Genomic DNA, 19113 nt, shown 5'->3' with positions numbered 1-19113 from the left:
TTGGCAATGTAGTACTGTCGTCGTTTTATTGACCTTTAACAACCTAAATGTATGCAAAAAAAACATACATTTTGTCATCCTTTTGCACATACATAAGGAAAATGTTGTACTGCTAATGAAACTGGTGTCCCTTATTATTCTGATTACCTCTCTACATATAACAGGTCACGTGTTCGGGCAAAGTGAACGAATATCGGTGAAGGCAGACCAGATGCCACTGACACGCCTGTTAAAGTTGATTGAGAAAAAAAGTAACTATCGTTTCGTATATCGCAACGATCTGATACCCGCGCACATCCGGGTTACAATCGACTTGAAAGAGGAACCAGCAGAGGAAGCCCTCCGGCATATATTGCAGGGAACCGGGCTCACTTACAAACCGCTGACCGATGGCCTTATTGCCATCGTACCCGGTGCACAGGCAGCTATCCCGGATATCATCGTCAGTGGTCAGGTGACCGACATCAGTGGTCACGCGCTGCCAGGGGTAAGCATCCGGATTGCCGGCGTCAATAAAGGCGCAACCACCGGCACTGACGGGCAGTTCCGGATGATGGCCCCTCCAACGGGCACACTGGTTTGCTCGTTTATCGGATACGAGGAACAGAAAGTAGCGATCAGTAACAGATCGACGTTGAATATCGTCCTGAAGGACGACGCCAGAGGACTGAATGAAGTAGTGGTAGTGGCCTATGGCGTTCAAACAAAAGGTTCTTTGACAGGTTCAGCTGTTATGGTTAACTCGGCGTTGTATGACAAGGCCCCCCGTAGCAGCTTCCAGGAAAGTTTACAAGGAAATGTCCCGGGACTTCAATCTACGAATGGTTCCGGCCAACCCGGATCGGTACCCAGTATCCGTATCCGTGGTATAGGCTCTATCACTGCCGGCAGCACCCCGCTCTATGTAGTGGACGGTGTACCGGTAGTGACAGATGACCTCACCGACTTTAATGTGAATTCACTAGCCGGTATCAACAGCGCTGATATCGCCTCCATCTCCGTGCTGAAAGATGCTGCCGCAGCCTCTATCTACGGCTCCCGCGCTGCCAACGGGGTGATACTGATCACCACCAAAACCGGCCGGCCCGGACGCACACGGATCAGCGTCAGCGCACAACAGGGCGTCAATACCCTCACCATCCCCAAAGGCAACTATCCGCTCAATACCCATGAGATGATTGAATTGCTGCGCGAAGGATGGTACAATAAAAATGACGGCAGTGGCGAGGCCGGCTTTATACGCGAATTACAGGCCCGCGGCATAGACACTACCGTCAATACCAACTGGATGAATTTATTGACACGTTCCGGCAGCTACACACAGGCTAATCTCTCCGCTGCCGGCGGTACGGACAAAACCCGCTTTTATGTGTCCGGTGGTTATTATGATTCCAAATCTGCGCTTCGCGGCGTAGACTATCAGCGGATGACCGGAAAACTCAATCTCAGCAATCAGGCTACAGACCGGCTCTCCTTTAACGTCAACCTGTCGTTGGCCTATCAGAAAGCCAATGCAGTAGGAGATGTGGGACTGCTCGCCAACCCGGTACGGTCATTCGCCCGTATACAGCCGTGGCTGAGGGTCTACAACCCTGATGGCTCTTATGATTTTAGTTACAATACCAGTTTCAACCCGGTGGCGGTACTCAACGAAGTAACCCGGACCGGTGCTATCTATGGGCTGCTGGCCGGCGCAGGCGCCAAATACGTCATCATCGACGGCCTGTCGCTCGAATCCAAAATAAGCCTCGATCTTAACTACGCCCGCAGCAACTCTTTCTACCCGCCTAACTTCGGTGATGGCAGAAATACCAATGGCAGGGCTTATGTCAACAACAATCTGTGGAATAACTGGGTGTCCACCAGCATTCTGCGGTACCAGCGCCGCTGGGGCCAACACGGCATTAATACTTTCGCAGGATTTGAAGCACAGCGCACCCGGAATACCGGTAACAACGCTTCTGCCACCAATTTCCTGCCCGGCAAAAGCGAACTCGCTGACGCCTCCAGGCCCGAATTCATTAGTTCGGTCAATGCTGCTAATTCCCTGACAGGCGTATTCCTTAACGCAGGATATGACTATCAGCAAAAATATTATCTCTCCGGCTCCATCAGACGGGATGCCTCTTCCCGGTTTGGCGCACAGAAACGCGGCGCCAATTTCTGGTCTGTCGGCGTAGCCTGGAATATCTATAAAGAAGGCTTCATGCATGATATTCCCGGCATCAATGAATTAAAATTACGTGCTAGCTACGGCAGCAACGGAAACCAGGCAATTGACAACTATGCCTCTTTGTCGCTGTACAATCCGGCTAATGATTATGATGGGAAACCGGGGTATGTGTTAGGACAATACCCCAATCCCTATCTTACATGGGAACAGAACAAACCCTTCAACGCAGGTATCGATTTCTCCGTACTGAAAAATCGTATATCCGGTACCGTTGAATATTACAACCGGGTAACCTCCCGCCTGTTACTGAACGTACCGGTATCATCCACCAACGGGATCACGACAGTATTCCGCAATAATGGCGAAATGCGCAACAGTGGCTGGGAAGTGTCTCTCAGCTCGCGTAACGTACTGCCCACACGCCCGGAATCTTTTTCATGGCGCACGGACTTTAACTTCTCTACCTTAAAGAATACGATCACAAGACTGGACAACCCGATGACGAGTATCTACAAACGGGAAGTCGGCGGTGATTTCTATCAGTTTTATCTCGTGGGATATGCCGGCGCAGATCCGCAGACAGGTGAAGCACTGTGGTATACCAACGCAGATAAAACAGCAACGACCAAAGTATACGGCGAAGCACAGCGGTTCAATCAGGGCAGTGCGCTCCCTAAATTTTATGGAGGCATTACCAACCACTTCAGCTACAAAGGTTTTGAGCTCAGCTTTCAGTTCTTCTATAACTGGGGCAACAAAGTGTACGATAACTGGGGCTCTTTTACGGAATCGGACGGCAGCGGCGGTTTTGGCGCTTCCTCCAAGCTCTCCCGGCGGATTTATGAAAACCGCTGGCAGCACCCGGGAGATATCACCAATATTCCTAAAGTGGTATTTGGCGGTACCCAAACAGGCCTCAGCAACCAGGCCTCTTCCCGCTTTCTGTACGACGGCAGCTTTATCCGCTTAAGAGACCTGCTGCTGGCTTATAACCTGCCTCAGCTATGGCTGTCCAAAGCAGGGCTCACCGAAGCAAGGGTGTATTTCAGGGGCAATAACCTCTGGATGTACGTAAAAGACCGGCAATTGACGATGGATCCGGAAGTGCCTGTGACAGGCGATTATGACCAACGGCCACCGATTTTCAAAACCTTTCTTGTAGGAGTAGACGTTAACTTTTAACCACGCATGTTGCAACGATATAAACATATTGCCTGGGTCCTGATAGCTGCACTGATCACCGGTTGCGGTAAGGATTTCCTTAACCAGGACCCAACGGCAGCAACGGAAACACGCCATGCCATTAAAGACCTGGCAGGCCTCAGGGCCGCCATTAACGGGGTGTATTCACTGATGCAAAATGAAAACTATTACGGACGCGCCATGTTACTGTTGCCCGACCTGCGGGGTGACAATGAATACATCAGTGTTCTCAACAGTAACAGGTACCGTAATCTGGACCAGTTTATCGTGACGGCCAACGACCAGTACATCACCGATACCTGGAACCAGCTGTATGCCGTGGTAGCCAATGCCAACATGATCATACAAAAAGGCCCTTCAGTGCTGCTGGCGCCATCTGCCGCAGACAGCACCGAAGCCGTGGGGATTGTGGCCGAAGCTTACGCCGTGCGCGGACTGGTGTTCTTTGATATCGCCCGGTTGTACGCCCAGGCATATAACTACACGCCGGACGCCATGCATATGGGTATCCCACTGGCCATCACCACAGATGTGGACGTGGTACAGTCGCCATCCCGCAGCAGTGTGAAAGACACCTACGTGCAGATCATCAAAGACCTAAGCCAGTCCATCCGTCTTTTCAACGACAGTAAGAACACCGCATTCAGCTCAGGTCGGATCAACCTGTACAGCGCACGGGCCTTGCTTGCGAGGGTGCTGCTTTACAAAGGCGACTGGGAAGGTGCGGAAGCCGCCGCCAGCCAGGTGATCAGCAGCAGTAAATACAGCCTGCTGGCTACAGATAAGGTAGTGAGCGATTTTAACCAGACCGGCAACAGCGAAACGATCTTTGAAATCATCAATACCCCGGTTGACAACCGCAGTACGGACGCACTGAGCTTTATGTTCAGCCAGGCAGGCTACGGAGACGTACTGGCCACGGACGACGTAAGAGGGATATATGACGATAAGGATGTCCGCCTGGGATTTTTGAAAAGAGATAAACGGGCTGGTAACGGCGGGGAGAATCCTGCCAATATCATCACGAAATATAAAGACGTCACCAATTTTTCGGAAAGCATTAAAGTGATGCGGCTTGCAGAGCTGTACCTGGTCCGGGCGGAAGCCCTTGCCCGCCTTGGCAGGGAGGAAGATGCCCGGCAGGCGCTCAACAATATCGTATTGCGGGCCAATCCGGGAACGGCACCGGTAACAGCCGGCGGGAAAGCGCTGCTGGATGCCATCGCACTGGAAAGGCGCAAAGAGCTTGCCTTTGAAGGACACCGGCTTTTTGACCTCGCCCGCACCGGGACACCCTTTGTAAAATACCTGGCTAGTAACAGAACCATCACCGTGGCACTGCCCGGTCCAAAAATAATCTTACCCATCCCTCAAAGGGAGCTGGATGCCAATCCGAATATACGCCACCAGCAAAACGAAGGATACAACTAATCTAAACCGCCTTTGTTGACAATTGGTTTTTGCAAGCTGGTTGGTTTTTGCTTGTAGGGTCCCGGTTACACACCGGGACCTTTTTTATTTATTCGCCGTTCAACCAATAATCCCTTCCTTCGCATAAATTTATTCCTATTTTTGGCGACCTGTAAATCACGTTTTACTACATGTTTCTAAGAATCCGCACTGCACTGGCTTTACTGATAGCGATAACGGCCGGCGTCCCTGCCATGGCACAGCCGTCGCCTGTATGGAATGCTGCCGATATCAAGCTGCAACTGAAAAAGCTGGACACGCTGGCCAGCGTGTTGTACCTGGCAGCCCATCCTGATGATGAAAACACCCGTTTGCTGGCTTACCTGGCCAAAGAAAAACTGTACCGGACCGGTTACCTGTCCCTCACCCGTGGTGATGGTGGCCAGAACCTGGTAGGCAACGAGCAGTCCGAACTGCTGGGGCTTATCCGTACGCAAGAGCTGCTGGCCGCCCGTCGCACCGATGGTGCTGAACAGTTCTTTACCCGGGCACAGGACTTCGGCTTCTCTAAAAATCCCGCTGAAACCTTCACTATCTGGGACAAGAAAAAAATCCTGGGCGACGTGGTATGGATGATCCGCAAATTCCAGCCGGACGTGATCATCTGCCGCTTCCCGGCCGACAGCCGCGCCGGCCACGGCCATCATACCGCCTCCGCCATGCTGGCGGCAGAAGCATTTACCGCCGCCGCCGATCCCAAACAATATCCGGAACAACTCAAATACGTTAAACCCTGGAAAACGACACGCCTGTTGTGGAACACCTTTAACTTCGGTTCCGCCAACACCATTTCGGAAGACCAGTTCAAAATAGACGTAGGCGCCTATAACTACCTTTTAGGAAAGGGTTATGGGGAGATAGCCGCAGAAAGCCGCTCCCAGCACAAAAGCCAGGGCTTCGGCGTTCCCGCCGGAAGAGGCTCCAGCATGGAGTACTTCATGACCATCAAAGGAGATGCGCCCCGGCAGCAACTGCTCGACGGCGTAAATACCTCCTGGTCACGCATCCCCGGCGGAGCGGCCGTCGGCGCAATGGTAGACAAAGCCATCCACGATTACAATATCGAAGATCCGGCCGCATCGGTCCCTGCGCTGCTGAACATCCGCAAGGCGGTACAGGCGCTGCCCGACGGCTACTGGCGCAACCAGAAGCTGAAAGAGACGGAACAGCTGATCTATGCCTGCACAGGATTGTGGGCGGAAGCATATAGCGCTACGCCTTCCGTAGTACCAGGCTTCGGTATGGAAGCCACCGTACAGCTGATCAACCGCGGACAGTTCCCTGTAAAGCTGCGTAAAGTGGACTTGCCTGGTAAACCGGATGCCGCCGGCGCCCGGGAGCTGGACTACAATAAATTCAACAGCATTTCCCAGTCACTGACCGTTCCTGCTGACATAAAAATATCACAGCCTTACTGGCTCGCAGCATCCCATCCATTGGGAACATACGCCATCCCGGACCCGCTGCAGGTGGGCAATCCGGAGAATATCCCTCCGCTGGTGGCCCGCATTTACCTGGAGATAGGCGGACAGGAGTTCCTGATAGAACGCCCCCTGCAATACAAATACACTGATCCGGTAAAAGGCGAATTATACGAGCCGCTGGTCATAGCGCCGCCGGTAGTCGCCAATCTGAACAACCAGGTATATATCTTCACCAACAATCAACCGCAAACAGTGCCTGTGAAGCTTACCGCTTCCGCTGACGGGGTGACAGGCAATGTACAGCTGCGGCTGCCTGCCGGCTTCGCTGTAAAGGAAAACAGCCAGCCTTTCCGTATGGACAAAAAAGGAGATGAACAGGAACTGCGGTTCACCATCCATCCGATAGCGGCCACTTCTGCCAATCACGTAGATACGTTCACGGTAGTGATGAGCTGTAACGGAAAAGAATATACGCAGAGCATCCAGCATATCCGATATGACCATATTCCGCTGATCACCCTGTTCCCTGAAGCTTCCGCAAGACTGGTAACGGTAGACCTGAAACACAATGGCAACAAACTGGGGTATATTCCCGGCGCCGGTGATCTGGTAGCAGCTTCCCTGCGCCAGGTAGGATATGATGTTACAGAACTGGGCGAGAAAGAAATCATGGGTAACCAGTTGTCACAATACGATGCCATCATCGTGGGGGTAAGGGCCTACAATACCAATCCCCGCATGAAATACTGGCAAAGCCACCTGATGGACTATGTCAGCAACGGCGGTACCATGCTGGTGCAGTATAATGTGAACAGTCCGCTGGTGACCACCAACCTCGGGCCATTTCCGTTTAGCCTTTCCCGTGACCGTGTGACAGATGAAAACGCGGCAGTGACCTTCCTGCAGCCGGACGATGCGGTGATGCATTATCCCAATGAAATCACCAGCGCGGACTTCAGCGGCTGGGTACAGGAGAGAGGCTTGTATTTCCCTGCAAACATTGATAAAGCATATAAGAAATTATTTACGATGAACGATAAGGGCGAATCGCCGCTCGATGGCTCCACTATCATGGCGCAATACGGCAAAGGCAGGTATGTGTATACCGGGCTGGCATTTTTCCGTGAGTTGCCTGCAGGCGTTCCGGGTGCCTATCGTTTGTTCGTGAACCTGATTTCTGCGAAACAACATTAAAACAAAATGGCTGGTAAACACGTACAGAACCGCCCCAGGCTAAGGATCGCAGCTATCCTGTGTATCCTGCTGGGACTGTTCATCGGATTTGAGATAAAGAGGGTCCACATCGGACTGCTGATTGGTATCGGCCTTGGATTGCTGACAGGAAGCATGTGGACCAAAAGTTCAGACGACTAATGCTGAAATAACAAATATCTAAATAACAAAATATCTACATGGCTACAGGTCCGGAAGAAGAGAAGCCACCACTGTTTCCAACCTGGCGTTACTGGTATGTGCTGGTGATCGCCTGGCTGGGTGTACTGATCGTACTCTTCTATCTATTCACCAAAACATATTCATGAGTTCATTAGACTGGGTGGTGTTGATTGCCACTCTCGCGATCATTATATTGTACGGGGTCTGGAAAAGCCGGGGAGAGCAGAGTATGGAAAGCTACTTTCTCGGCAATCAGTCTATGCCCTGGTATATTGTGCTGTTGTCTATCATCGGTACACAGGCCAGTGCCATAACCTTTATTTCGGCGCCCGGCCAGGCCTATACTGACGGGATGCGTTTCGTGCAGTATTATTTCGGCCTGCCGCTGGCCATGGTGGTACTGTGTATCACTTTTGTCCCGATCTTTCACAAACTGAAAGTATATACTGCCTATGAGTTCCTGGAAAAACGGTTCGATCTGAAAACCAGGACTCTGACGGCTTCGCTGTTTTTAATACAAAGAGGGCTGTCTACCGGGATCAGTATCTGCGCCCCGTCTATCATCCTGTCGTCCTTGTTGGGTTGGAACCTCTACTGGACCAATATGATCATGGGCGGCCTGTTGATCATTTACACAGTGGCGGGCGGTACCCGCGCCGTGGCCTATACCCAAACGCTGCAACTGGCCATCATCTTCGGAGGTATGTTCCTCGCCGGCTGGATGGTCGTTCACCTGCTGCCGGCGGACATCGGTTTTAAACAGGCCTTGCAGGTGTCCGGTAAAATGGAGAAGCTGAATGTGATTGTGACCAAATTCAACTGGACGGACAAGTACAATATCTGGAGTGGCCTGATAGGCGGCTTTTTCCTTGCCTTGTCCTATTTCGGGACAGACCAGTCGCAGGTAGGACGTTACCTTACTGCCAGGTCCGTAAAAGAAAGCCGTATGGGCCTGCTGATGAACGGCCTGGTGAAGGTGCCGATGCAGTTCCTCATCTTGTTGATTGGCGCGATGGTGTTTGTGTTTTATCTCTATTTCCGCGCACCCATTTTCTTCAACGAAGCGCAGTTGGCAAGAGTCCGGAATACCGCACAGGGACCGGCTTTAGTGCAACTGGAAAGTCAATACGGCCAGCTGGCCACGCAGAAGCAGCAACAGGTGAAACAGCTGGCGGCTGCCCTGGAACAGGACGACGCTGCAGCTGCGGCCACCGCCAAAAAAGTACTGAAACAGACCGATGAGCAGGCCCAGGCCGTCAGGGCAGAGGCGCTTTCACTGATGAAGAAAGCCGATCCCGCTGCGGACACTAACGATACCAACTATATCTTCCTGCATTTTGTGGTCAACAACCTGCCTAAAGGACTGGTAGGCCTGTTGATCGCGATTATCTTCCTGGCAGCATGGGGGAGCATTGCGGCGGCGCTCAACTCACTGGCTTCTACCACAGTGATCGATATTTACCAACGGCTGTATAACGGTAACGCCTCTCCGGAGCATTACCTGCGCGTGTCGAAGTTATGGTCATTGATATGGGGCGTATTTTGTATTGTGGTAGCACAGTTTGCCAGCGGCCTGGGAAGCCTCATTGAGGTGGTAAACGTGCTGGGCTCCTGGTTCTACGGCGTAACGCTGGGTATCTTTATGGTGGCGTTTTACCTGAAACGGGTAGGAGGCACTGCTACTTTCTGGGGGGCCATTGCGGCGGAAGCAGTTGTACTGGCTATGTATGGGACCGAACAGGTGTCATTCCTCTGGCTCAATGCTATCGGATGTGTGCTGGTTGTGGTATTTGCCCTCATGATACAGCCCTTTGTAAAACAAAAGGCCACAGCGATTTGATATTTTGCTATAGGGAGAATAAAAAATGCAGCGGAAATTATCCGCTGCATTTTTTTGTCGCATATTTTATAGCCGGGACTAAAATTATTTCAGTGTGGCCAGCAGTTTGTTGTTCAGCGCTACGTAGTCATCGTTCTTCGCAGCTTTAGCCAGCTCTATGGATTTCAGAGCAGCTTCTTTAGCAGCAGCTTTGTCTTTCGCTTTCGCGTAGATTTTTGCTTTCTGATGCCAAACCCAGAACGCATCAGGGCTTTGGGCAGCAGCTGCATCTATCCATGTTTTGGCTTTGTTGATGTCCAGGTCGTGCTCGAGGTAATAAACGGCTGACTGGAAGTAGGGTTTTTTATCGCCGGGAGCAGCCATCGCAGCATCGATCTGGCCCAGCACTTTGTTCTGGATATCAGCAGTGATGGCAACAGGTACTTTTACTTTGTCCCAGCTGATCACCAGGTTCATGGAAGATTCTTTCACATCTTCAAAACCGATGGTAAAGCTTTCCTGCGCGGCTTGTGCTACTGGTTTAACCTGTACACGGGCTACGTCGTTTTCCTGTTTGTACAGCGACGGGCTGTTCACATCCAGGCTGCTGGTGAGGATAACGGTCCACTGTTGTGCACCCGGAATGGTGAGCAGGCCGTATTTGCCGGCTTTCACCGGTTTGCCGCCGAAGCTTACATCTTCGCCGAAAGTGATAACGGTGGGGGAGTTAGCGCCTGTTCTCCATACTTTGTTATAGGGAACGATATCGCCCATGATCACCCTGCCTTTTTTCACGGGGCGGGAATAGTTGAGTTCCACGCTGGAGAGGGCGAAGTCTTGTTTTACAGTCTGGCCGGGGCTCGGAGCCGGCATCTTAATACCCTGTGCTACAGAGGCACCGGCATATAACAGCAGCATGGCAGCGGCTGATGCGGTGAAGTTCCTTACAGTTTTCATATAGAGTGTATAATTGGTGGCAAAGGAAAAGGGGCGTATTATTCGATGAGTCCATTACGGAACGCATATAATACCAGGCCCACGCTGTTTTTGACGTTCAGTTTTTCCAGCAGCTTTTGACGGATACCTTCTACAGTACGTGGGCTGAGGAATATCTGTTCAGATATTTCCTGTGTGGTCAGCTCCTGGCAGATGAGTTTCAGCACTTCCTGCTCACGGTCGTTGAGCTGTATTTCGTTTTTAAGTGTAGGCTTAAATTGTTGTTTATTTTTGTGTAGAACTTTCTTTAATAAAGCCAGGTTTACGTTTTCATTAAAATAGAAGCCTTTCTCATAAGTCGTGCAGATGGCTTCATAGATTTCTTCCGGGTCTGCATTTTTCAGCAGGTAGGCGTTGGCGCCGTTTTCCACGAGGTGAACGATGAAGTTGTCGTCCTCATACATGGTGAGGATAATTACTTTCACGTCAGGGTACTTCTCCTTCACTTTAATGGTGGCCTCAATGCCGTCCATGTTGGGCATTTTAAGGTCCATCAGAATTACGTCGGGTTGTTGCTGTTCCATATGCTGCAACAGGTGCAGGCCATCATCCGCTTCAAATACAAAGCGGATGTTGTCATAGGGTACCAGCGTGTTGATCACTCCACTGCGGAAGATCTTATGATCGTCAGCAATAGCCACTTTTATGTGTGCCATAGTGAACAGTTTATAGAGAAATAAATTATTTTTTTGTTAATAAATTACTGGAAGTCATGTTGTTACATATGGGTACAACAAAACCGGATGGCAATTTAGTAATAAAACAACATATCCATTCACTATTCTGTACCTAAACCTGATAATTTTCTACGGTAATGGTAGCGAGTGTGCCAATTGGATCGCCCGCGGCGAAGGTAATATTTCCGCCGATTATATTGAGGCGGCTCTCGATGTTTTTGAGGCCCAGGCTTCCTGTTTTCTTTTTGTTGGCATCCAGTGAAGGCAGCAGCAGCCCGTTGCCGTTGTCTGCAACAGTGATCGTCAGCAGGGAGGGGGTGGTCTGGTAAGTGATGGTCACCTCTGTTGCCGCTGCATGTTTCAGGATATTGTTGATCAGTTCCTGCACCACGCGGTATACGTTCAGTGCTTTTTCCTTGTCTACAGGCTGAGGGTTGTCTGTTACCCGGAAGAGTATTTTTACCGCCTTGTTTTTGTTCATAAGGCTGCAGAAGGAATCCAGCGCATGGGCCAGGCCAAGGTTTTCCAGCGCCTGGGGGTGCAGGCTTTGGGAGATGAACCGGAGTTGTTGTATAATAATGTCCGTAAAGTCTTTGGTTTCCTTCAGCCTTTCAGCTTCCCCGTTGCCGGTTTTCAGCAACGGCATCAGTCCGCCGATACTGAGTTTCAGCACAGACAGCTGCGCGCCTACTTCATCGTGCAGATCTTCGGCAATACGTTTGCGTTCCTGTTCCTGGCCCTGTAACACAGCCACCAGTCGTTCCCGTTGCAGTTGCAGATCTTTGTCCCTGATCAGTAGCTTGTGTTGTATAACCTGTTTCTGTTGGAACATCACGAGCAAAATCACGATCACTCCAAGGATTAACATTACTGTAGTACCAATTACAATAATATCAATTGTCTGCATACCCTAACCGTTTAGTTTTTGTGAGGCCAATATACAGCAGAAACATGGTAATTATGGCAACAATATAGCTAACGCTGATGACCGTAGATACTTTTGACCATCTTGTGGCTTCTGGTTCCAGTGCCTGTATGAGGTTAAAGCTGATAGAAAATAAAAAGGAACTACAGAAATAGATAAAGACGCCGGAGTTATACCAGAATACCGGCAGCGTATTAATGTAGATAGCGTTTTCAATCAGTTCCTTATCGGTTAGTAACTGAAGGAAGAAGGTGACTCCATAAGCAATGATAATAGCGGATTTCAGGCCGGCACTGATGGAGTTATAATGTTGAATGCCTTCAAATTTGAAGAAGTCGGCAATACAAAGTATCAGTACCAGTACAGGAAGATAAGTGATGATCATTTTGGCTGTGGGGTGCTTGATAACAGTCCAGTAGAAGCACGAAAGAATGCCAAACTGAAGGAAGTTCATCAGACTGAAGAGCCACATATTATTGATGCCCATATTGGCTGTAATAGCAGATCCCAAAGCAAAAACCACGCTGCTGATGATGTAGTAGCACATCCACTTGCTGGCAGCGTCCAGCGTTCTGAATTTTAACAGGAAGGGGATCAAAATCAAAGCTTCGATCCCCATCATCGTGTAAAATATACCAAGGAATATATTCAGATTCACGTTTTTCCTTTATTGGGTGGGTGGTTTGGTACCTCCGCCGGAGCAATAAGTCGGGCAGGGGAGGCCCTGGTCAAGAATGAGCGCTGAAGACATGCTTTTCGCAACGGAACCCGTAGCGGGATCGCCTGCCGGAGGAAGGATGTCGTTACCTTCGCTGTCAACAGCTACCAGCACCATTTTCTTTTCTTTGATGCCGTCACCGTCCGTATCAATTTTCAGACCATAGTAAATTCTCAGTGCGGTACAATCAGGTTGATTCAGCAGTTCCAGCACTTTGTCTTTACCAAAACACATGGCCTTTACGTGCGTGCCCATGGATTTCTGCTGGGCATGTTCGTCGTCATGGTTCTTACATAATGTCTCCATTTCCTCTCTGGAAATGAAACCACCTGCGTCAGCAGGAATCGGTCTTTGTGTAGAATCGCTCATAATTGTGGGTAGTTTAAGGTTTTGGGGTAAAATTATTACAATATTACATGTTTGCAAGATTGGTTGTGTGAGTCGCGTTTCGGCCCGTAAAACCGGCTGCTGGCCGGGAATGTAGCATGGAAAAGGATTGTGCCTGAAAAGAGGTTAACAGGAAGTACTGAAATAGCGTAACAGTCACTTAAAAATGCGTATTTATACGCATTTATTTTTTTCAGGTTTACAACGCTTGCTTAGCATCCTGATGTTGTTAATCTTTGTAACTGCAACCGGATCGAACTAACTGTTACACATATCGGATTAATGCACTAGGGCCTTTCTACCATGTTTGTTTTTAGTATGCAGCGGGTTTCTATCATTGCCCCCTTTAAAATTAAAAAACATGAGTTACCTGTTAATTGGAAATATCTCTGCTCTTATCTGTGACGACTGCATCGAGCCCCTCTCGCAGGCACGGATACGTGTTTACCTGCCGGACACCCGTTATCCGGCCATCAACCCCAAAGGAATTTTCAGTGACCTGCAACCCTTGTCAGCCAAAGAAGTATTGATGAAAGCGGACCGCCTGCTGGCGGAAGCTATACTGGACGATCAGGGTAATTTCACCCTATCGTGGAAACAGGAACACCTTTTTACTGAACCACTGGAGTTAGATCTCTGCCTGGACACGCTCCCCGGCAAAACCGGTATCCGGCAACCCCGCAATTTTCACCTGTGTACAGCCGTGCTACACTGGAAACGCAGTATTAACGGTTATATAGGGGCCTATGCCTACGTTGTTCCTTCCGCCATTTGGAACTCCATCCAGGGAGAAGCCGGCGCCTGGGTGATCACCGGTACTGTCAGACAACGCCGGGAGACGGGAAATGACCAGCCACCATTACGGGTGGAGGCATTCAATGCGCTCTCCGGCAAAAAGATCGGTACTGCTTTTACAAATGAATATGGCCGTTATACACTGCGTTTTTCCCGGAAAGACCTTTACCACGGCTCCTTACAGCCCGTCCGTCAAGGACGCCGGAATATGGGGCCGGATGTGTATTTCCGTATATATAATAATGACAAACTGGTGTTGTCGGAAAATGAATCACATGCTGCCTCACCGGAAAGACAAGACCTTCCGCCCTGCAGTTGCGTCAACCTGGTGTACCGTTCGTCTATGGTCAAATGGGCATCAGGGCATATACAGGGATGGATCAACGATATGAAAGTACTCTCTGGAAAAAGCAGAAAGAAACGGGAGCAATTGCACCTGAGCAATGCGCTGTTTTAACTCCTGGTGGAAAGTATTTTGTTTGACCCCTTTTTTATCGTGTACCAGCCGCCTTCGGGCGGCTGTTTGTTTTAAAACCGGGGATGAAAACGGGAGAGGGTGTCGCGCAGGTATTCCCTGTCCAGATGGGTATAAATCTCTGTGGTGGAAATGCTTTCATGTCCGAGCATTTGTTGTACGGCCCTCAGATCGGCCCCGCCTTCCACCAGGTGCGTGGCAAAAGAATGCCTGAACGTATGTGGCGACACGTTCTTTTCGATGCCTGCCAGTTTGGTCAGTTCCTTGATCACGAGAAAAATCATCACACGGCTGAGCGGCCCGCCACGGCGGTTGAGGAACAGGGTATCTTCTTCCCCGTGTTTAACGGGCAGGTGTATACGTACATTGCGCCGGTACACATCAATATGCCGCATGGCGTCCCGGCCGATAGGCACCATCCTTTCTTTATTGCCCTTACCCACCACCCGCACAAAACCTACGTCCATATGCAGCTGGGTGATCTGTAAATTAGTGACCTCACTGACACGCAGGCCGCAGCTGTACATGGTTTCGAGGATGGCTTTGTTGCGGTGCCCTTCGGCCGTGCTGAGGTCTACCTGTGCAATGATTTTTTCTATCTCTTCAAAGCTCAGCACGTCTGGCAGCTTGCGCTGCAGCTTGGGAGCTTCCAGCAGTTGTGTCGGGTCGTCCTGCGTCATGTCTTCCAGCAGCAGGAACTTGTAAAACGCTTTGATGCCGGAAATGGTCCGTGCCTGGGAGGCCGGTGTCATGCCCAGTTTGGACACCCACTGTATGCAGCCTTGTAGATCGGACAGCGTCACGTCCTGTGGCCGCAGTTTCTCGCCGCCGTGTGCCTGGAGATATTGCTCGAGCTTCTCTACATCACGCAGATAGGCCTCTACGGAATTGTCCGACAGCGACCGCTCCAGCTTCATATATCCTTTGAATAGTTTCCGGAATGATTCCCACATAATTGAAGGCAAGTTAAAAGTTTTATCCTATTTTTAATTCTACCAGTCTTTATAACTACCAACCCTTCATTTATTATGTCTGCCCCCGCTTTTAGAAAAATAAACAAACTATTGGTGGCCAACCGTGGCGAAATCGCTGTACGGGTACTGAGGGCCGCCGCTGAGCTACGCATCCGGACTATCGCCGTATTTACGTATGAAGACCGCTATTCGCTGCATCGCTATAAAGCGGACGAAGCCTATCAGATAGGTCGCGATGATGAACCGCTGAAGCCATACCTGGACATCGAAGCCATCATCAACCTGGCGAAGACACAACAGGTGGACGCCATCCATCCGGGCTACGGTTTCCTCAGTGAAAACGTACAGTTCGCCCGCCGTTGCCGCGAAGAAGGCATCATCTTCGTCGGCCCCGCGCCGGAAGTCATGGCGCAGCTGGGCGATAAGGTCGCCGCAAAAGTGATCGCTAGGGAGGCGGAAGTACCGTTGATTGCCGACAGCCAGGTGCGACTGACGGATGTGAGCATCGTTTTAGCGGAAGCAAAACGTATAGGCTTTCCGGTGATGCTGAAAGCCGCCGCCGGCGGCGGTGGCCGCGGAATGCGCATGGTGGCCGAAGAATCGGCCCTGGAAAGGGCTTTCCTGGAGGCGCGCAGCGAAGCAGCCAAAGCTTTCGGCGATGATACCATCTTCATTGAGAAATTCATCGAAGACCCTAAACATATTGAAGTACAACTGATGGGTGACAGGCACGGCAACATTGTGCATCTCTATGAACGGGACTGCTCCGTGCAACGGCGGTTCCAGAAAGTGGTGGAGATTGCCCCGTCGCCCAATCTGCCCCAACATACCCGCGATAAATTATATGAGTACGCCCTGCGCCTCGCACATAAAGTAGGGTTCGACAATGTAGGCACAGTGGAATTCCTGGTAGACAGGTCCCACCATATCTATTTTATAGAAGTCAATCCCCGTATCCAGGTAGAGCATACCGTTACCGAAGAGGTGACCGGCATCGATATCGTCCGCTCGCAGATACTGATAGCGCAGGGGCACCGGCTGTCCGACCCCGAGATATTCCTGAAAGGCCAGGAAGACGTGCGGCTCAACGGTTTTGCCATCCAGTGCCGTATCACCACAGAAGACCCGGAAAACAATTTTAAGCCTGACTACGGCACCGTGATCGCTTACCGCAATGCCGGTGGTTTTGGGATACGGCTGGATGAAGGCAGCACTTACTCAGGCGTAAAGATTTCGCCCTTCTTCGATTCCATGCTGGTAAAGGTGACGGCCTGGGGCCGCACGCTGTCTGGCGCTTCCAGCCGCCTGCACCGCACGCTGCGGGAATTCCGCATCAGAGGGGTGAAAACCAATATCCGTTTCCTTGAAAATGTGATCACCAATGACGTCTTCAGGAAAGGCAACTGTACCGTTGCTTTCATTGACCAGCACCCTGAATTGTTTAAGTTGTCACAGATACGGGACCGGGGCACGAAAACCCTGATGTACCTGGCTGATGTGACGGTGAACGGGCACCCGGACGTAAAAGGCAAAGCGGAGAACAAGACGTTCCGTACGCCTGAGATCCCGGCGTATGCATCGTTGCAGCCGTACCCGGCCGGCATGAAGGACCGGCTGGAGCAAATGGGAAGGGAAGGGTTTACACACTGGCTGAGGGAAGAGAAGCCGGTCTATTATACAGACACCACTTTCCGGGACGCGCACCAGAGTTTGCTGGCCACCCGTGTGCGTACCAAAGACATGCTTGCCGTGGCCGAAGGGTACGCCAAAAACAATCCGGAGATATTCTCCATGGAAGTATGGGGAGGGGCCACCTTTGATGTGGCCATGCGTTTTCTGCATGAGTGCCCGTGGCGGCGGCTGCAACTGTTGCGTAAAGCCATGCCCAACATGCTGCTACAGATGCTGTTCCGTGGAGCTAACGCTGTCGGCTACTCGGCATATCCCGAAAATCTCATCGCTACATTTATAGAAAAGGCGGCAGAGAACGGGATCGACGTGTTCCGCATTTTCGACTCGCTCAACTGGGTAGAGGCCATGGCGCCGAGTATCCGGTTTGTACGGGAACGCACCAACGCTATTGCGCAGGCGGCCATCAGCTATACCGGTGATGTGCTGCGGGCAGATAACAATAAATATACCCTTCAGTATTATACAGACCTGGCGCGCCGCCTGGAAGACGCCGGCGCGCATATGCTGGCGGTGAAGGACATGGCCGGGCTGCTGAAGCCGGAAGCGGCGTCAGTCCTGATCGGCGCGCTTCGTGACGCCGTGAAACTGCCTATTGTGCTGCATACGCACGATACTGCCGGGATACAGGCGGCCACCTACCTTAAAGCTATTGAAGCTGGGGTGAATGTGGTGGACACGGCGATAGCCTCGCTCAGCGGGCTTACGTCACAGCCCAACCTTAACTCGTTGGTGGCTATTATGGACGGGCATCCGCGCGGGCGGAAGATGAACCTCGCTTCGCTGAACGAGCATAGCAACTATTGGGAAGATGTAAGGGAGTTCTATTATCCGTTTGAGTCGGACATGAAGGCCGGCACAGCGCAGATATATGAAAATGAGATCCCCGGCGGACAGTATTCCAACCTGCGGCAACAGGCGGAGTCACTGGGGCTGGGAGATAAACTGGAACAGATCAAGCGGAACTATGCCGTGGTGAACCAGCTCTTTGGCGATATTGTGAAAGTCACGCCCAGTTCCAAGGTAGTGGGTGATATGGCTTTGTTCATGACCAGCAATCAGTTAACAGCCGCTGATGTGCTGGATGGTTCGCGTAACCTGGCTTTCCCTGCTTCCGTGAAAGGTTTTTTCAGGGGGGAACTGGGCGTGCCTTTTGGTGGTTTCCCTGCTGAGCTGCAACGGATTGTGCTGAAAGGAGAAAAGCCGATAGCCGGTAATCCCAATGCGCAGTTACCGCCCGTGGATTTTGAGGCCGACTTTGCAGCCTTTCAAACGAAGTACCCGCATGCTGAGTTCCTGGACTATCTCAGTTACCAGATGTTCCCGAAGGTGTTCGATGAGTACTATCAGCATGCGATGATCTTTGGTAACGTGGAGGCTATTCCCACGCCGGCGTTTTTTTATGGGCTGAAGCAGGGGGAAGAGATACTGATCACGCTGAGCAAGGGCAAGACAATCATTGTGAAGCTGCTGTATGTGTTGCCGGCCGATGAGCACGGGATGCGGACGGTGGTGTTTGAGCTGAACGGTTATGCCCGTCGTGTCCAGGTGAGGGACCATGCGGTGAAGAGCGTGGCAGTGGAGAACCGGAAGGTGGTGGACGCCGTAGTGGAAATCGGGGCGCCGTTGCCGGGCAGGTTGTCCCGGGTGCTGGTAGAAGCCGGAGCTGTGGTGACACCCAATATGCCGTTATTTATCATCGAGGCAATGAAGATGGAAACAACGGTAACGGCTACCCGAAACGGGAGCGTCAAGGCTGTGCTGTTAGGGGAGGGAAGTATGGTGCAGCAGGATGATTTGGTAGTGGAAATGGAAAAACAGGCTTCTGTTTAAGAGATAGGTTTAAGTATATGAAATTAAATTATTGTAAATCAGTTAATTAAAACAATTGATTTTTGGTATCAAAAACCGCTTTTTGCGAACGAAATGTATAAATTTGAGGGTTGAAAATCAAGTGATTTTACTCTTTTGTCGGGTGAAATTGGTCAAATGT

At 50.9% G+C, this 19113-nt stretch carries 14 protein-coding genes; 8 read left to right on the top strand and 6 right to left on the bottom strand.

Features of this window, described 5'->3' with window-relative positions; translation table 11 throughout:
* The first annotated feature begins 115 nt into the window (after positions 1-115).
* From HGH92_RS28865 to HGH92_RS28845, 6 genes are all read left to right on the top strand, one after another.
* Entirely contained in the window at positions 116-3355 is a 3240-nt protein-coding gene (locus tag HGH92_RS28865; RefSeq protein WP_168874279.1) for a SusC/RagA family TonB-linked outer membrane protein, read from the top strand.
* A 6-nt stretch (positions 3356-3361) separates the two neighbouring features.
* Complete coding sequence (locus HGH92_RS28860; protein ID WP_168874278.1) at positions 3362-4807, top strand: RagB/SusD family nutrient uptake outer membrane protein; 1446 nt, start codon at positions 3362-3364, stop codon at positions 4805-4807.
* A gap of 170 nt (positions 4808-4977) precedes the next feature.
* Positions 4978-7464, top strand: a complete 2487-nt coding sequence (locus HGH92_RS28855; RefSeq protein ID WP_168874277.1) for a PIG-L family deacetylase — start codon at positions 4978-4980, stop codon at positions 7462-7464.
* Between the two features lie 6 nt (positions 7465-7470).
* Complete coding sequence (locus HGH92_RS28850; protein WP_168874276.1) at positions 7471-7644, top strand: hypothetical protein; 174 nt, start codon at positions 7471-7473, stop codon at positions 7642-7644.
* Between the two features lie 38 nt (positions 7645-7682).
* Positions 7683-7811: a hypothetical protein gene (locus HGH92_RS34095; RefSeq protein ID WP_262888820.1), complete on the top strand. Its 129-nt coding sequence runs from the start codon at positions 7683-7685 to the stop codon at positions 7809-7811.
* Entirely contained in the window at positions 7808-9505 is a 1698-nt protein-coding gene (locus tag HGH92_RS28845; protein ID WP_168874275.1) for a sodium:solute symporter, read from the top strand. Before HGH92_RS34095 ends, HGH92_RS28845 begins: the two co-directional genes overlap by 4 nt.
* Before the next feature lie 84 nt (positions 9506-9589).
* On the opposite strand, the gene HGH92_RS28840 is transcribed toward HGH92_RS28845, so the two are convergent.
* The 5 genes from HGH92_RS28840 to HGH92_RS28820 all read right to left on the bottom strand — a co-directional run bounded on the left by HGH92_RS28840 (position 9590) and on the right by HGH92_RS28820 (position 13169).
* Positions 9590-10441 carry a DUF2911 domain-containing protein gene (locus tag HGH92_RS28840; RefSeq protein WP_168874274.1) on the bottom strand — a complete coding sequence of 284 codons (852 nt, stop codon included), beginning with the start codon at positions 10439-10441 and terminating at the stop codon, positions 9590-9592.
* A 38-nt stretch (positions 10442-10479) separates the two neighbouring features.
* Positions 10480-11136, bottom strand: a complete 657-nt coding sequence (locus tag HGH92_RS28835; protein WP_168874273.1) for a response regulator transcription factor — start codon at positions 11134-11136, stop codon at positions 10480-10482.
* 133 nt (positions 11137-11269) lie between these two features.
* Positions 11270-12064, bottom strand: coding sequence for a sensor histidine kinase (locus HGH92_RS28830; RefSeq protein ID WP_168874272.1), 795 nt, complete (start codon positions 12062-12064; stop codon positions 11270-11272).
* Positions 12051-12740 carry a hypothetical protein gene (locus tag HGH92_RS28825; RefSeq protein ID WP_168874271.1) on the bottom strand — a complete coding sequence of 230 codons (690 nt, stop codon included), beginning with the start codon at positions 12738-12740 and terminating at the stop codon, positions 12051-12053. Before HGH92_RS28825 ends, HGH92_RS28830 begins: the two co-directional genes overlap by 14 nt.
* A gap of 9 nt (positions 12741-12749) precedes the next feature.
* Complete coding sequence (locus HGH92_RS28820) at positions 12750-13169, bottom strand: hypothetical protein (RefSeq protein WP_168874270.1); 420 nt, start codon at positions 13167-13169, stop codon at positions 12750-12752.
* Between the two features lie 379 nt (positions 13170-13548).
* Between HGH92_RS28820 and HGH92_RS28815 the strand changes: the two genes are divergently transcribed.
* Positions 13549-14439: a hypothetical protein gene (locus tag HGH92_RS28815; protein ID WP_168874269.1), complete on the top strand. Its 891-nt coding sequence runs from the start codon at positions 13549-13551 to the stop codon at positions 14437-14439.
* A gap of 71 nt (positions 14440-14510) precedes the next feature.
* Here the strand turns inward: HGH92_RS28815 and xerD are convergent, their stop codons facing one another.
* A complete protein-coding gene (xerD, locus tag HGH92_RS28810) occupies positions 14511-15422 on the bottom strand; it encodes a site-specific tyrosine recombinase XerD (RefSeq protein WP_247655068.1) in 912 nt (303 codons plus the stop codon).
* Between the two features lie 63 nt (positions 15423-15485).
* Between xerD and HGH92_RS28805 the strand changes: the two genes are divergently transcribed.
* Positions 15486-18953 (top strand): pyruvate carboxylase, encoded by a 3468-nt coding sequence (locus tag HGH92_RS28805; protein WP_168874268.1) that lies wholly within the window; start codon positions 15486-15488, stop codon positions 18951-18953.
* Positions 18954-19113: the final 160 nt, after the last annotated feature.

The sequence above is a fragment of the Chitinophaga varians genome, assembly GCF_012641275.1.
GTDB lineage: Bacteria > Bacteroidota > Bacteroidia > Chitinophagales > Chitinophagaceae > Chitinophaga > Chitinophaga varians_A.
The sequence above is the reverse complement of the archived record's forward strand: the minus strand, read 5'-3'. Positions and strand labels throughout refer to the sequence as shown.

What these genes read in the sequence shown, in the direction of transcription:
- HGH92_RS28865 (WP_168874279.1), top strand. Translation starts at nt 116, where the DNA reads ATGAAACTGGTGTCCCTTATTATTCTGATTACCTCTCTACATATAACA.
- HGH92_RS28860 (WP_168874278.1), top strand. Translation starts at nt 3,362, where the DNA reads ATGTTGCAACGATATAAACATATTGCCTGGGTCCTGATAGCTGCACTG.
- HGH92_RS28855 (WP_168874277.1), top strand. Translation starts at nt 4,978, where the DNA reads ATGTTTCTAAGAATCCGCACTGCACTGGCTTTACTGATAGCGATAACG.
- HGH92_RS28850 (WP_168874276.1), top strand. Translation starts at nt 7,471, where the DNA reads ATGGCTGGTAAACACGTACAGAACCGCCCCAGGCTAAGGATCGCAGCT.
- HGH92_RS34095 (WP_262888820.1), top strand. Translation starts at nt 7,683, where the DNA reads ATGGCTACAGGTCCGGAAGAAGAGAAGCCACCACTGTTTCCAACCTGG.
- HGH92_RS28845 (WP_168874275.1), top strand. Translation starts at nt 7,808, where the DNA reads ATGAGTTCATTAGACTGGGTGGTGTTGATTGCCACTCTCGCGATCATT.
- HGH92_RS28840 (WP_168874274.1), bottom strand. Translation starts at nt 10,441, where the DNA reads ATGAAAACTGTAAGGAACTTCACCGCATCAGCCGCTGCCATGCTGCTG.
- HGH92_RS28835 (WP_168874273.1), bottom strand. Translation starts at nt 11,136, where the DNA reads ATGGCACACATAAAAGTGGCTATTGCTGACGATCATAAGATCTTCCGC.
- HGH92_RS28830 (WP_168874272.1), bottom strand. Translation starts at nt 12,064, where the DNA reads ATGCAGACAATTGATATTATTGTAATTGGTACTACAGTAATGTTAATC.
- HGH92_RS28820 (WP_168874270.1), bottom strand. Translation starts at nt 13,169, where the DNA reads ATGAGCGATTCTACACAAAGACCGATTCCTGCTGACGCAGGTGGTTTC.
- HGH92_RS28815 (WP_168874269.1), top strand. Translation starts at nt 13,549, where the DNA reads ATGAGTTACCTGTTAATTGGAAATATCTCTGCTCTTATCTGTGACGAC.
- HGH92_RS28805 (WP_168874268.1), top strand. Translation starts at nt 15,486, where the DNA reads ATGTCTGCCCCCGCTTTTAGAAAAATAAACAAACTATTGGTGGCCAAC.